Origin of the sequence: Flavobacterium saliperosum (genome assembly GCF_900100625.1) — a bacterium.
Classification (GTDB): domain Bacteria; phylum Bacteroidota; class Bacteroidia; order Flavobacteriales; family Flavobacteriaceae; genus Flavobacterium; species Flavobacterium saliperosum.
This window is the reverse complement of the sequence record NZ_FMTY01000002.1, coordinates 282,683-297,238: the sequence shown is the minus strand read 5'-3', so window position 1 is coordinate 297,238 and position 14,556 is coordinate 282,683. Positions and strand designations below refer to the sequence as shown.

At 39.0% G+C, this 14,556-nt stretch carries 11 protein-coding genes; 3 read left to right on the top strand and 8 right to left on the bottom strand.

Features of this window, described 5'->3' with window-relative positions:
- Window positions 1–103: 103 nt before the first annotated feature.
- A complete protein-coding gene (locus BLQ05_RS04790) occupies window positions 104–2,506 on the top strand; it encodes an alpha-ketoacid dehydrogenase subunit alpha/beta (RefSeq protein WP_023576568.1) in 2,403 nt (800 codons plus the stop codon).
- A gap of 43 nt (window positions 2,507–2,549) precedes the next feature.
- Here BLQ05_RS04790 and BLQ05_RS04785 read toward each other — a convergent pair whose 3' ends face one another.
- Window positions 2,550–4,820, bottom strand: a complete 2,271-nt coding sequence (locus tag BLQ05_RS04785; protein ID WP_035654536.1) for a cation:proton antiporter domain-containing protein — start codon at window positions 4,818–4,820, stop codon at window positions 2,550–2,552.
- A 166-nt stretch (window positions 4,821–4,986) separates the two neighbouring features.
- On the opposite strand from BLQ05_RS04785, the gene hemN reads away from it, so the two are divergent.
- Both hemN and BLQ05_RS04775 read left to right on the top strand, forming a co-directional pair.
- Window positions 4,987–6,351: an oxygen-independent coproporphyrinogen III oxidase gene (gene hemN / locus BLQ05_RS04780; protein ID WP_023576566.1), complete on the top strand. Its 1,365-nt coding sequence runs from the start codon at window positions 4,987–4,989 to the stop codon at window positions 6,349–6,351.
- A gap of 153 nt (window positions 6,352–6,504) precedes the next feature.
- The gene (locus BLQ05_RS04775) at window positions 6,505–8,028 is read left to right on the top strand and encodes a carboxypeptidase-like regulatory domain-containing protein (protein ID WP_035654534.1); all 1,524 of its coding nucleotides are present in this window, start codon (window positions 6,505–6,507) and stop codon (window positions 8,026–8,028) included.
- 133 nt (window positions 8,029–8,161) lie between these two features.
- On the opposite strand, the gene BLQ05_RS04770 is transcribed toward BLQ05_RS04775, so the two are convergent.
- From BLQ05_RS04770 to ccoN, 7 genes are all read right to left on the bottom strand, one after another.
- Window positions 8,162–8,392, bottom strand: a complete 231-nt coding sequence (locus tag BLQ05_RS04770) for an HP1242/YdcH family protein (RefSeq protein ID WP_023576564.1) — start codon at window positions 8,390–8,392, stop codon at window positions 8,162–8,164.
- 40 nt (window positions 8,393–8,432) lie between these two features.
- Entirely contained in the window at window positions 8,433–9,140 is a 708-nt protein-coding gene (locus BLQ05_RS04765; protein ID WP_023576563.1) for a sulfite exporter TauE/SafE family protein, read from the bottom strand.
- 3 nt (window positions 9,141–9,143) lie between these two features.
- The gene (locus tag BLQ05_RS04760; protein ID WP_023576562.1) at window positions 9,144–9,590 is read right to left on the bottom strand and encodes a FixH family protein; all 447 of its coding nucleotides are present in this window, start codon (window positions 9,588–9,590) and stop codon (window positions 9,144–9,146) included.
- 188 nt (window positions 9,591–9,778) lie between these two features.
- Window positions 9,779–11,197, bottom strand: a complete 1,419-nt coding sequence (gene ccoG, locus BLQ05_RS04755; protein ID WP_023576561.1) for a cytochrome c oxidase accessory protein CcoG — start codon at window positions 11,195–11,197, stop codon at window positions 9,779–9,781.
- An 81-nt stretch (window positions 11,198–11,278) separates the two neighbouring features.
- Window positions 11,279–12,157 (bottom strand): cbb3-type cytochrome c oxidase N-terminal domain-containing protein, encoded by an 879-nt coding sequence (locus tag BLQ05_RS04750; RefSeq protein ID WP_023576560.1) that lies wholly within the window; start codon window positions 12,155–12,157, stop codon window positions 11,279–11,281.
- Between the two features lie 6 nt (window positions 12,158–12,163).
- Window positions 12,164–12,355 carry a CcoQ/FixQ family Cbb3-type cytochrome c oxidase assembly chaperone gene (locus BLQ05_RS04745; RefSeq protein WP_023576559.1) on the bottom strand — a complete coding sequence of 64 codons (192 nt, stop codon included), beginning with the start codon at window positions 12,353–12,355 and terminating at the stop codon, window positions 12,164–12,166.
- A gap of 5 nt (window positions 12,356–12,360) precedes the next feature.
- The gene (gene ccoN, locus BLQ05_RS04740; protein ID WP_023576558.1) at window positions 12,361–14,556 is read right to left on the bottom strand and encodes a cytochrome-c oxidase, cbb3-type subunit I; all 2,196 of its coding nucleotides are present in this window, start codon (window positions 14,554–14,556) and stop codon (window positions 12,361–12,363) included.

Sequence of the window (14,556 nt, the reverse complement as noted above, 5' to 3'; positions counted from 1 at the left end):
GTAATTCACAATATGATTATCAAAAGTGAAATTATTATTTTATCAGCCCATTGTTTTATATTGCCGAAATAATTAAATTTGTCAAATAACATCATTTAGATATATGAACCAAACTGCCACTAAAGAAGCATTATCTTTTGAAGATTTCAAAACCGAAGTGCTTAATGATTATAAAGTTGCAACCATCAGTCGTGAATGCAGCTTATTGGGAAGACGTGAAGTCTTAACCGGTAAGGCAAAATTCGGGATTTTTGGTGACGGAAAAGAAGTGCCGCAATTGGCCTTAGCCAAAGCTTTCCGAAATGGAGATTTCCGTTCCGGGTATTATCGTGATCAAACCTTTATGATGGCTATTGGTCAAATGACAATCCAACAGTTTTTTGCCGGTTTATACGGACATACCGATTTAGCCCATGATCCGATGAGTGCCGGACGTCAGATGGGCGGGCATTTCGCAACCCATTCGCTTGACGAAAACGGAAACTGGAAAAACCTGACACAACAAAAGAATTCAAGTGCCGACATCTCTCCTACTGCCGGGCAAATGCCCCGTTTGTTAGGATTGGCTCAGGCATCTAAAATATACAGAAATGTAGGCGGTATCAACCAAACGAATTTTTCCGAAAAAGGAAATGAAGTCGCTTGGGGAACGATTGGAAACGCCTCAACATCCGAAGGTTTGTTTTTTGAAACCATCAATGCGGCCGGAGTATTACAGGTTCCGATGGTAATGAGTGTTTGGGATGACGAGTACGGAATTTCAGTTCACGCCAGATACCAGACCACAAAAGAAAACATCTCCGAAATCCTAAAAGGTTTCCAACGTGATGAAGACAACAAAGGGTACGAAATCATGACCGTTAAAGGTTGGGATTATCCTGCTTTGGTGGAAACGTATCAGAAAGCATCACAAATAGCCCGCGAAGAGCATGTTCCGGTATTGATTCACGTTTACGAATTAACACAACCGCAGGGACACTCGACTTCCGGTTCCCACGAACGTTACAAAAACGCGGATCGTTTGGCTTGGGAAGCAGAATATGACTGTTTGGCACAAATGCGTATTTGGTTAATTGAAAACAATTTGGCTACTGCCGAAGAATTGGAGGCTATCGATACACAGGCTAAAAAAGACGTTTTAGAAGGTAAAAAAGCGGCTTGGACTGCTTTTGTAGAACCTATTAAAGCAGAACAACAGGAATTGGTGGCTTTATTAAACTCAATTGCTGCCAACAGTGCCAATAAGGTTTTCATTGAAAAATACACCAACGATTTGGCTTCCATTAAAGAGCCAATCCGTAAAGATATTATTACCACTGCCCGTAAAGTTTTGCGTTTGATTGTAAAAGAAAACGGAAGGGCCCAACTTTCCGCCTGGATTACGGCTTATACCGAAAAAATCCAACCGAAATTCAGTTCACACTTGTTTTCACAATCGGATAAAAATGTTTTATCGGCGAAAGAAGTTTTACCGAAATATGACGAAACTTCGGAAGAAGTAGATGCGCGTTTGGTATTGCGAAACAATTTCGATGTGATTTTCGAAAAACATCCGGAAACGTTAATTTTTGGAGAAGATTCCGGAAACATTGGTGATGTGAATCAAGGCTTGGAAGGCATGCAGGAGAAATACGGAGAATTCCGTGTGGCTGATGCCGGAATCCGTGAAGCAACCATTTTAGGTCAGGGTATCGGAATGGCTATGAGAGGTTTACGTCCTATTGCTGAAATTCAGTATTTGGATTATCTTTTATATGCAATTCAGATTATGAGTGATGATTTGGCTACACTGCAATACAGAACCGCAGGTCGCCAAAAAGCACCGTTAATTATAAGAACACGTGGTCACCGTTTGGAGGGAATCTGGCATTCTGGATCGCCAATGGGAATGATTATCAACGCGATTCGCGGAATTCACGTTTTGGTTCCGAGAAACATGACTAAAGCGGCTGGTTTCTACAATACCTTATTAGAAACGGATGAACCGGCTTTAATCGTAGAATGTTTGAACGGTTACCGTTTGAAAGAAAAAATGCCAACCAACTTAGGCGAATTCAAAACGCCGATTGGTGTGGTGGAAACCATCAAACAAGGTGCTGACATTACTTTGGTTTCTTACGGTTCGACATTGCGTTTGGTGGAACAGGCGGCAAAAGAATTGTTAGAAGTAGGTATTGATGCTGAAATTATCGATATTCAATCGTTATTACCGTTTGACGTTAATCATGATATTGTGAAATCGGTAGCTAAAACCAACCGTTTGTTAGTTATTGACGAAGACGTTCCCGGTGGTGCATCGGCGTTTATTTTACAGCAAATCATCGACGAACAGAAAGGATACAAACACTTAGACAGTAATCCGGAAACCTTGGCTTCCAAACCACACCGTCCGGCTTATGGTACCGATGGTGATTACTTCTCAAAACCTTCCGTAGAAGATATTTTCGAGAAAGTCTATGCCATGATGCATGAAGTGAATCCGGTGAAATATCCGAGTTTGTACTAAACAATATATTATTAAAAAAGCCCTGAGAATTCAGGGCTTTTTTTTATGGTTTTATTATCAGTAACGAAGGCGTTTTATTTAACCATGAACTTCGTTTGTCTAAAAGCTCTTTCCAGCTTCCTACACTGATTATCATTAAATCCTGTTCGTCCAGTAACGCTTTTTCAATTTTCCGTTCTACGGCAAGTTTAATGTGTTTTGGATATTTCTTACTGATTTTATCAATCTTCTCATTGAAAACCGAACTGCCTTTCAAATGTCCGGCCTTATCCAGAATGGTTACCATCGAATTTGAATTTTCGATTAACTGTTTGGCATAATCCAATAAGAATAAGTCACTTTCGTCCAAAAGCAAGACAAAAACATGATTTGCGTTTTGGTAATTCTTATCCACTAAAATTCCCACCGGCACTTCTGTTTTTGATAAGATTAGCGATGTTCTTTCATCGAAGTGAGCACTTTCAAAAAGTTTTTCTTTACCGGTAAACGTATTAATCAAACTCTCCGGACTGATGATTCGCGTAGTAAAACCAAGCACTTTCCCTAATATCGAACCATCAAAAATCGATTGGCTTAAACTCATCAGCACCAAATCAAAATCGCCTTTATTGGATACTTCCACCACATCATTCTCCACCTCAATGGAGCTTTTGAAAATAGTGGTAATCTTCTGATTCAGTTCTTCCGAAGCATGTAAAACCGGCTTAAAACTGGCTTCCTCATACTCGTCAATATTATACGGATTCAGTTCGTTACTGGGTAAAATATGCATTGCGGTTACAATAGCATTATTGTGCATTTTCTTCACAAAATTGTTTGCCAAACGCAATAAAGACTGACTTTCCTCGGCATTATGAAACGAAAAGAGTATCTTAAATTTATTGTTCTGAATAATTTCTTTCGGAATGATTTCCGCTTTCGATTTAAAGACGTAATTGATTAAATCCAAAGCCGGTCCGGTCATAAAAGTCGTTGCCAGAGCCATAATTACCATCATGGCAAAAATTTCAGGCTTCAGAACCCCTAAATCATAACCAATATTCAAAACCACCAGCTCCATCAATCCACGGGTGTTCATCAGCGCTCCAATGGTTAAACTGTCTTTCCAGCTTTGTCCCACGTATCTTGCTGTCAGTGCACTACCCACAAATTTCCCTACTACAGCCACCAAAATAATGTAACCGCAAACTTCCCATAAATAAGCATCGTCGAGCAAACCGATTTGTGTACGAAGTCCGGTAAACACGAAGAATAACGGAAGCAGCATAACCTGTGAAACATCTTCCACTTTTTCGATGAATACATTACGGAAACGCATGCTTTCCGGCATGATTACCCCAGCCATAAAAGCACCGAATAAAGCGTGAATACCAATGATTTCAGTAGCGTATGAAGAAATCAATAAGGTTAAAAAGAATATGGCTACGACCGGTTTTGTAATACTGTCCGGATTATCATAAAGTTCACCGATGCGTTTTAAGAAGGGTTTTACAAACTTCAGCATCAGGAAGACATAGATTATGGCTAATGCCATTATATAAAGAGAACTCAAAAAAGAACCCGCTTTTACAATCGCTATAACGGCAGCCAGAATACACCAAGCCGTAATATCGTCGGCAGCGGCACAGGTAATTACCATAGCCCCTAACTTGGTTTTATGCAGACCCCGTTCCTGAATAATCCGTGCCAATACCGGAAACGCGGTAATACTCATGGCAATTCCCGTAAAGAGAGCGAAAGAGAGAAATTCCACACCTTCCGGAGCGAATTCCGTATAAATGAAATAGGCCAATACCAATCCTAACGTAAACGGAATCACAATACTGGCGTGACTGATTACAACCGCTTCTTTGGCTTTGTTATGAAGGACTTTCAGATCCAGCTCCATACCTACCACAAACATGAAAAGGATAAGACCAATCTGACTCAGAAACTGAAGGTTCCCAAGAGAAGCCTCTGGAAAAAGTGCTTCTGAAAAACCGGGAAAATAACTTCCTATAACCGATGGCCCAAGTACGATTCCGGCAAGAATCTCACCGATAACAGTTGGTTGACCGATTCTTTTGAAAATAGCCCCAAACAACCTTGCAACAAATACAATGGTAACAATCTGTGCCAACAAAATGGCCAGCGGATGGGTTAAATTATGCGTTAAGGAATTAATGAACTCCTGCCACTGACTGTTTCCCGAGTTGGAAACCACAACATTTCTTCCAGCCTCCAGGATTTTTCCGTTTTGAACCGTCCAATACATAATGGCAGAGGTTACCCCGACAATCCCGAAATAAAAAAAGCTGTTTCTGAATTTTTTCATGCTAAAACCAAGCGATTGCTGCTGTTCGCTTACAGACACCAATATTACTAATAAAAATGGAAATACGTTATTATCAAACCAACATTTCTCATCACATAAAAATATGACAATTATCATTTTAGTTCTCACCACATACGACTAATTTTGATTCTGTAAAACATTAGGTATGACAACTTCATTAGTACAGAAATACAATGTCCCGGGACCAAGATACACCAGCTATCCAACGGTTCCCTATTGGGAGGAAGAGAGTTTTTCGACTGAAATGTGGAAAAAAACTTTTATAAAATCGTTCTCGGAAAGCAATGCTGCTGAAGGGATAAGTCTTTATATTCACTTGCCTTTTTGCGAAAGCCTTTGTACGTTTTGCGGATGCCACAAACGAATCACGAAGCGTCACGAAGTCGAGAATCCCTACATCGAAGCCGTTCTGAAAGAATGGAACATGTATTGCGATTTGTTTCCGGAAAAACCCTTAATCAAAGAAATCCATTTGGGTGGCGGAACGCCAACGTTCTTTTCACCGGAAAATCTGGAAACCTTAATTAACGGAATTTTCAAAAGAGCCGATAAAGCACCCGGACACGAATTCAGTTTTGAAGGACATCCGAACAATACTTCCAGGGAGCATCTGCAGACATTATACGATTTGGGTTTTCGCAGAGTGAGCTACGGTGTGCAGGATTACAGTGATAAAGTTCAGAAAGCCATTCACAGAATACAACCTTTTCACAACGTGGCAAAAGTGACTTTGTGGGCCAAAGAAATCGGATATACTTCGGTATCGCATGATTTGATTTTCGGATTGCCGTTTCAGGAATTGGATAACATCATTGATACCATAGAAAAAACAAAATCGCTTTCCCCCGACCGTTTGGCTTTTTACAGCTATGCGCATGTGCCGTGGATAAAAGGAAACGGGCAACGCGGTTTTAAAGATGAAGATGTACCAAAAGACGACGAGAAACGAAAACTCTATGAAGTAGGCAAACAATTATTGGCAAAAAAAGGGTATCATGAAATTGGTATGGATCACTTCGCACTGAAAAAAGACAGTATGTTCGAATCGTTTCAGGAAGGTAAATTGCACCGTAACTTCATGGGGTACACATCTTCCAAAACACAATTGATGATTGGTCTGGGAGCTTCTTCCATAAGCGACAGTTGGTATAGCTTTGCACAAAACGAAAAGTCCATTGAAGATTATTATGCTCGATTGAAAAAAAATGAATTGCCTGTTTTTAAAGGTCATTTGCTTAATGAAGAGGACTTAATCATACGCCGTCATATTTTAAACCTCATGTGTCAGTTTACAACTTCTTGGGATGAAAAACACCTTTATTTCAAAGAACTTCCTGAGGTTTTATCCCATTTGACAGAGATGGAAAATGACGGATTATTGGTTATTCAGAATAATGCCATAACGGTTACGGAAAAAGGAAAACCTTTTGTTAGAAACATATGCATGGCCTTCGATTTACGCTTACAACGTAATGCACCGCAAACACAGTTGTTCTCCATGACTGTGTAATTATTTTTTCATAATTTTATTTTACAGTAAATTCCTTCTAAATTATTATATTTGGAAGGAATTTTACTATTTATTCAATTATCAGAGCAACTCGGTTTTAATAAGTGGCATTATTTCAGGAACAATCATCATAATCAAAAACATTGAAAACCCATGACGCGAACCTTATTTCACCTGTTCTTTTTCTTACTAGGACTCCAAACGACCTTAGCCCAAAACATTACTGCTAAAGTTGTTGATGCCAAAAGTGGTGAGAGCCTTCCCTACGCCAACATTAAGCTCAACGAGACAACAAACCTAATTTCCAACGCAGAAGGTTACTTTACTTTATCAGAAAGTAATAGTGATGATGCCTCCGTTCTGACAGTTACTTATCTTGGTTATGTTAAACATCAAATAACTGTGGGCGAATTGAGAAACCTGCAATACATCATTAAACTGGAACCAGGTGTATTCGAACTCGAAACCATGACCATTTCCAATGTAAAACCAGATCCAAATGCTATAATGGCAGAGGTTAAAAAAAATCTCCCGATTCATTACAAAAATAACGGACAAGCTTCAAAGAGCATGATTTTTTATCGGGATGCCAGTACTTTTAAACCTATAAAATTTGATATCGAATTTACGAAATCAACAGGGTTTACCAAAAAAGGGCTTGAAGCTGTAAATAGGGAAGTGAATGCATTTACCTCCAAACTCATCTCGCATCCGCCAAAAGAATTTAAAGATCTGCTTTGCAATTACTACACCAACACCAAAATGAAAGACAATAAACCACTGTTTCATACAAAACTTGATGTAGTTAAAGCGACATTACTCAAAGATGAAGATCGTTCGGTCGATCTTGACGACATGCAACAGGTTGCAGAAAACATCTTCCTCAAACATCTGGATTCCACTAAATATTACCGGGTTAAAAGTGGTCTTTTCGGTTCCCGTGACACCATTTCGCTGAAAAAAAGTTTCAACGAGAAGAAAAATAAAAACAAAAACATAACACCAAAACTGACTTCTTCAAAAACAGGTCTTACAGTATTCATGTTCGAGAATAATTTTTCACAAAGCGGCAAACTGGATTTTGTGAACAAGCCTGAGTTATATAAATATACTTATGAAGGTAAAACGTATAACGATAAAGATGAATTTATGTACGTGCTAAGTTTCGAACCCAGAAAAAGTAAGGCAAAATACAACGGAAAATTATATGTTTCGGAAACGGATTATGCGGTTGTAAGATGTGATTATGCTTTAGCCGAAGGTGAAACCGTGAGCGGATTCAACATGAAATTGCTTCTGGGAGTAAAAGCATCCGAAAATATAAGTAAAGGAACACTTATCTATAAGAAAAACACCGATAATAAAGGATATTATTTGCAATATGCTTCAGTGGAAACCGGGCAGTATATTTACTTAAACAGACCACTTAAATTCATTGAATTGACGGATAGCGAAAAAGATGTGGTAGCCTTCGACCTGAAAGTGGAAGGAAACACTGCTGATAAAAAAGAGTTTCTGACTATTTCCAAATCGGAAATCAACGAAACGGCTTTTGACAACGTTAAGGAAGAGGATTTTAACTACATCCTACTCAAACGCTACGATTCCAAAATCTGGAAGGATTTCGTTTCCATCGAACCTTTGGAAGAAATGAAGCAATTTAAGGTTGCCGAGTAGCTAAAACCGCTTTTCTGACTGCATTTGAGATTCTGCAGAACTACAGCAATAACCAAAAAAGAACCGCAGATTCAAAATTAGAATCTGCGGTTCTTTTTTTAAAGTCATTCCAACCTTAAAACCTAATGCTGGTTTAGTTTTTCAGCATCAAAAAAATTTCATCCTTGATAAAAAGCAATCGTGCCTTTTTCTCGTGCATTGCTTCGTCAATAACAACTTCCTCCCCCATATTAATCCGGTGGATTTCATGTTCCAACTCGTGATACTCATCAAATAATTCTCTAAAATGAGGATCAGACACTTTTAATTCGTGAATTTTGTCATGATGCTCGGGAAACTCGTGTAATAAATCGTGTCTTTCCATACTGTCAAATTATTAAATTAATTTTGAACTATAAAGTTAACTAATCTGTTTTACATATTGTTTCACTCTGTACAAAAAGGCTTGTGTTGCTTGGTGAAACAAAAGGAATATCCAGCCCTAATCCGCGAATAATGAACAACATTCCGATACAAACCGTTACAATCGGGATGACTTTCTGAATGCTGTTACGAACCGGAACCGTCAATACATTGGAAACGTATGCTACCATACTCATCATCGGAATGGTTCCCAGTCCGTACAAAAACATATAGACAACACCCAGTGTTTCATTTTGCATGGCAATGGCCCCGAAAAGCGCCACATACACCAATCCGCAAGGTAAAAAACCGTTTAACAGTCCGATAGTGAATAGCGCCTTAAACGTTCTCTTTTTGAACTGGCTTCCCAACTTTGTTTTCACATAGGAAATGGTTTTATACACCGGTCTTGAAAAATTATATTGGGCGAAGACTTTTTCCGGAATTAAAACGAATGTAATCATCAAAATGCCAATGACAATAGACAACTGCTGTTGCATTCCTGCCAGAAAAAGTCCTTTACCCAACAAACCAAAAACCAAACCTAACGTCATGTAAGCAGTTATCCTGCCCAAGTGATACGTAAGAAGTTGTATCACTTTTTTTGTCGGATTCTTATGGTCAACCGGCAACATCATCGCGATGGGACCACACATCCCTATGCAATGCAAACTGCTGATTAAACCTAATAGAAGTGCCGAAAAAAGCATGATTTATAAATTTATTTCTTTTTTATTCAGGTATTCTTTACCTTCATATTCCCATTCAATGGAAATGTCCCAACGACCGTCAACCAAATTTGTTTTAGGTATGAGCAAATTTGAAGAAGACAACGAAATCGGAATTTCGAAATCTAATTTCTGGTTGGACGGTCGGTATAAGGACACTTTTCCTTTTATTTTTTTGAAATCAAAATCTTTCGGAAAGACAATCTGCAATCCGTTTTCGTTGGATTCGATTGTAATTCTTTCGATCAAATCGTTGGCATTTTGTTGCTTGTCCAACTGACCCTGAAAGTTCTGTTCTTTTTTATAATATTCTTCAGTAACCATTTCGTGGTCGTACTGTGAATCGGATTGTACTTTGAAAACGAAGTATAAAATAAACGTCATAAACAAAGCAAATGCGATCACAATCGAAGTTCCCCAATTCAATTTCATAATTCTTATTTTTTTGAAGCGTCCCGATAGCTATCGGGAGGCCGGTGTTTTATCGGTTATCGCAATTCCTGTCGTATGTTCCTCCCGATGAAAAATCGGGATCCACGTCCATCAGGGCTATTTAGCCAACTATCCGCTTGTTTGTTATTTTCAAACTCCTCGCAGAACCCTTTTCACTTATCCTTACATTAATTAAAACTTCTGGGGCCTAAGAAATTGGTTGTAGTCGTTTCCAAAAGTAAATCGCCGTCGTAAACATCAATCTTCACTTTGGTTTTATCCCCTTTTAATAATGCGGGATGAATTTCAATAAACAACGTTCCTTGAGCCAATCCTTCTTTTTTAACTTTAAAGATGGGTTTACCCACAACTTTTATTTCTCCTTTAATATTGGCCAGTTTAAAATGTACGGCATCAAAATCCTTAACCGTTTTGTTTACGATTTTATACGTAAATACGTTACTGATTTTATCGCCTTTGTGTTCAAACAATTGTCCCGGTAAACGTAAAACCGTAGCCTGAACATCGTTTCTAAGGAACAACATTCCGATGAAAATCCCGGTAAGTATGGTTAAAACCGCAACATACCCTTTCATTCTGGTTGTGAAAACGAATTTTTCCTTTTTCACAATCTCATCTTCGGAAGCGAAACGAATTAACCCTTTTGGTAAATTCACACTTTCCATGATAAAATCACACTCGTCGATACAAGCCGTACAGTTTACACATTCCAGCTGCGTTCCGTTACGAATATCAATTCCGGTCGGACAAACATTAACACATTGGTGGCAATCAATACAATCGCCTTTTCCTAATGCGGTTCTGTCTTCGTTTTTCTTGAATTTGGCACGACCGTTTTCAGCCTCACCTCTTTTATGATCGTAGGCAACAACAATGGTTTTGTTATCAAGCAATACACCTTGCAAACGTCCGTAGGGACAAGCAATGATACAAACCTGTTCCCGAAACCAGGCAAAAATAAAGTAGAAAACCGCCGTAAAAATCAATAGGGCAATGAGTGTACTTGTATTGTGCGTCGGACCTTCGGTTACCATTTTTAGCAATTCATCACTTCCGATAACATAGGCTAAAAAGATATTGGCAATCAGAAAGGAAATAATGAAAAAGATACTCCATTTTGTTACTCGCTTTCTTATCTTTTCCGCATTCCAGGCTTGTTTGTTCAGTTTGATCTGAGCCCCTCTGTCGCCGTCAATCCAAAATTCGATTCTTCTGAAAACCATTTCCATAAAAATGGTCTGCGGGCAAATCCAACCACAGAAAATCCGACCGAAAGCTACAGTAAATAACGTTAATCCCACTACCCCAATAATCATCGTGATAACGAACAGGTAAAAATCCTGTGGCCAGAAAGGGAATCCGAAAATATTGAACTTTCTGTCAATCACATTGAACAACAGAAACTGATTCCCGTTAATTTTAATGAATGGTGCCGAGAATAAAAAGAGTAATAAAAAATAACTCACCCATTTTCTTCTTTCGTACCATTTCCCTTTCGGAATTTTAGGAAATACCCATGCGCGCTTACCTTCTCTGTCAATGGTTCCTATTGTATCTCTAAAACTATCGTCTGGTAAATTTGCCATTTGTTTTTGCTTGCTGTTATTGATAACGGATTTTATTCTCCTAAGTTAAGCAATAACCTGTTAACCTGTTATATATCAAACTTATTCTTCAGTCCAAACATCACCTTCCGCAGCTTTCGCTTCTTTTGGATTGGTTCCCTGCAGACTTAAAACATAACTCGCCACTTTTTGAATATCGGAAGGTTTGATACTTGATTTCCAGGCTACCATTCCTTTTCCGTCACGGCCACCTTCCATAATCGTGTTGAACACATTTTTAATTCCGCCACCCAAAATCCATTGGTTGTCAGTAAGGTTCGGTCCGATTGCACCTCCGGCATCAGCACGGTGACAGGCAACACAATTGGTTTCATAAAGTGCTTTCCCGGCGTCCAAATCAGCCTTTTCGGTTAATAATGTAACTTTTTCTTTGTCCATTACATCCGGAGCGGTTTTTTTGTATTCTTCAACGGCAATTTTAGCTTCGGCCATTGCTTTATTGAATTCGGTAGTTTGGTCGTCGTGTCCTAAAACATGGAAACGTACCAAATAGATTACTGAGAAAGCGATACAAGCGTAGAACAAATACACCCACCATGGCGGCAGCACGTTGTCCAACTCTTTGATACCGTCGTAATCATGGTGTAATAATAATTCCCCTTCCTCTTCCACTTTGTTGGAACGCGTTAATTTGTGCATCCATTTTTTGTAGAAAGCCGATTCCGAAAACGGAAGGTTTTCTTCTATTTCTTTTGCTTTACGCTGCTCTTCGGTAAGTAAACTGTCAACAACATTGTAAGCCGCTTTCAGTACAATTTCCATAGCAATTAATACAAACAGAAAAAGCAAAAGCAGTATGGAAACAATCGGGTATTTTATAAATGCCGGTTTGTCTCCGGAATCGATGAAGAATTCCATCGCTCCAAAGAAAATGGCAAATAAAACCGGGATTCGAACATATATTGGAAAAAACTTTTTCATGACCTGTTAATTTTGAAATTCATTTGTGTCTTCATTCCCAAACGGAATATTACTCATCTCTGTGATTTTCTCTTTTTTATAGGTAAAGACCCAAACATAAAGTCCTACAAAGAAAAGAAAGAAAATTAGCAATGAAATTATCGGATAAATCTCAATTCCTGAGATGGTTTCCATATTGTGTTTGATAAACTTAAGCATACCTTTTATTTTTGAAGTTGTGCTACATCCTTGATTTTAATATCGGTTCCAAGACGTTGTAAGTAGGCAATCAATGCTACGATTTCACGGTCTTTCATCGGAACAAAACGTTCTCCTTTTACAGCAGCATTTTTCTTGCTTTCCTCATAACTTTTTACAAAGTCAGGATCATTCGTCAGGTTTTTCTCGATTTGTGCCGACTGTTTAGCGATATTTTGTTTAGCATTGGCAATTTCCGCATCCGTATAAGGAACACCTAATTTTACCATTACACGCATTTTATCTTCGGTTTTGGAATAATCCATTGGTTCGTTATCAAACAACCATTTGTAACCCGGCATGATAGAACCTGAAGATGTACTTTGCGGATCCCACATGTGGTTGAAATGCCAGTTGTCTGAATATTTACCACCTACACGCATTAAGTCCGGTCCGGTACGTTTTGACCCCCAAAGGAATGGGTGATCGTAAACATATTCTCCTGATTTGGAATACTCACCGTAACGCTCTACTTCAGAACGGAAAGGTCGTACCATTTGTGAGTGACAACCCACACAACCTTCACGGATATACAAGTCACGTCCTTCCAATTCTAATGGTGTGTATGGTTTCACACTTGAAATTGTCGGAATATTTGATTTCACGATTAAAGTCGGAACAATCTGGATGATACCGCCAATCAGGATTGCAACGGTAGCTAAAATGGTAAGCTGGATTGGTTTTCTTTCCAACCAAGTGTGGAATTTTTCACCTTTCAAACGGCTTGCTGCAATTCGTTGCAATTCCGGAGCTTCAGCCAATTCGTCTTCGATGGTTTGCCCTTGTCTTACGGTCATTATAATGTTGTACACTAAAACGAACAATCCGATAATGAATAACGTTCCTCCTACTGCACGCATCGCATACATTGGCATAATCGCCGTAACGGTTTCAAGGAAGTTACCGTATACTAATGAACCATCCGGGTTAAACTGTTTCCACATTTGAGCCTGAGCAAAACCGGCTACGTATAATGGAAGTGCATATAAAATGATACCTAAAGTTCCAATCCAGAAATGGAAATTGGCTAACTTAAAGGAGTATAACGTTGTTTTTGCCATTCTTGGGATCAACCAGTAAATCATACCAAAGGTCATGAATCCGTTCCAGGCTAGAGCTCCTACGTGAACGTGTGCTACAATCCAGTCGGTAAAGTGTGCAATGGCATTTACGTTTTTAAGGGAAAGCATCGGACCTTCGAAAGTTGCCATACCATAACCGGTAATCGCCACTACGAAGAATTTCAATACTGGCTCAGTACGTACTTTGTCCCAAACCCCTCTTAATGTCAATAATCCGTTAATCATACCACCCCAAGACGGAGCGATTAGCATTACTGAGAAAACAACACCTAAATTTTGTGCCCAATCCGGTAATGAAGTGTATAACAAGTGGTGAGGACCCGCCCAGATATATAAGAAAATCAACGACCAGAAGTGAACGATTGATAATCTATAAGAATAAACAGGTCGGTTCGCCGCTTTAGGAATGAAATAATACATTAAGCCTAAGAACGGAGTCGTAAGGAAGAACGCAACCGCATTGTGTCCGTACCACCATTGCACCAAAGCATCCTGAACACCGGCATAAACCGAGTAACTTTTCATTCCGTCAACCGGTAAGGCCAAACTGTTGAAAATATGTAAAACCGCCACGGTTACGAAAGTGGCAATGTAAAACCAAATGGCAACATATAAATGACGCTCTCTACGACGTAAAATGGTCATAATCATATTAATACCGAAAACAACCCAAATAATTGCGATGGCTATATCAATAGGCCATTCCAATTCGGCATATTCTTTTGAAGAGGTGTATCCTAACGGTAACGAAATTGCAGCTGCCACAATAATCAACTGCCATCCCCAGAAATTAATGTTACTCAAAAGATCACTATACATTCTGGCTTTTAATAATCGTTGCAAAGAATAGTAAATCCCAGCAAAAATGGCATTTCCTACGAAGGCAAAAATTACCGCATTAGTGTGTAAAGGTCTTAAACGGCCGTAGCTTAACCATGAAATCCCATCGGTTAAATTCGGAAAAAGATACATGATGGCCACTAAAAGCCCAACGAGCATTCCCACTACCCCAAAAACTATTGAAGCATAGAGGAACTTCTTTACAATTTTGTTATCGTAATAAAATTGTTGCATTTCCAT

Bases quoted from the DNA above. Each gene is read 5' to 3' on its own strand.
- BLQ05_RS04785 (WP_035654536.1), bottom strand. From the start codon at position 4,820: ATGAAAAAATTCAGAAACAGCTTTTTTTATTTCGGGATTGTCGGGGTA.
- ccoG (WP_023576561.1), bottom strand. From the start codon at position 11,197: ATGGCAAATTTACCAGACGATAGTTTTAGAGATACAATAGGAACCATT.
- ccoN (WP_023576558.1), bottom strand. From the start codon at position 14,556: ATGGAAATGCAACAATTTTATTACGATAACAAAATTGTAAAGAAGTTC.
- BLQ05_RS04745 (WP_023576559.1), bottom strand. From the start codon at position 12,355: ATGCTTAAGTTTATCAAACACAATATGGAAACCATCTCAGGAATTGAG.
- BLQ05_RS04775 (WP_035654534.1), top strand. From the start codon at position 6,505: ATGACGCGAACCTTATTTCACCTGTTCTTTTTCTTACTAGGACTCCAA.
- BLQ05_RS04765 (WP_023576563.1), bottom strand. From the start codon at position 9,140: ATGCTTTTTTCGGCACTTCTATTAGGTTTAATCAGCAGTTTGCATTGC.
- BLQ05_RS04770 (WP_023576564.1), bottom strand. From the start codon at position 8,392: ATGGAAAGACACGATTTATTACACGAGTTTCCCGAGCATCATGACAAA.
- hemN (WP_023576566.1), top strand. From the start codon at position 4,987: ATGACAACTTCATTAGTACAGAAATACAATGTCCCGGGACCAAGATAC.
- BLQ05_RS04760 (WP_023576562.1), bottom strand. From the start codon at position 9,590: ATGAAATTGAATTGGGGAACTTCGATTGTGATCGCATTTGCTTTGTTT.
- BLQ05_RS04750 (WP_023576560.1), bottom strand. From the start codon at position 12,157: ATGAAAAAGTTTTTTCCAATATATGTTCGAATCCCGGTTTTATTTGCC.
- BLQ05_RS04790 (WP_023576568.1), top strand. From the start codon at position 104: ATGAACCAAACTGCCACTAAAGAAGCATTATCTTTTGAAGATTTCAAA.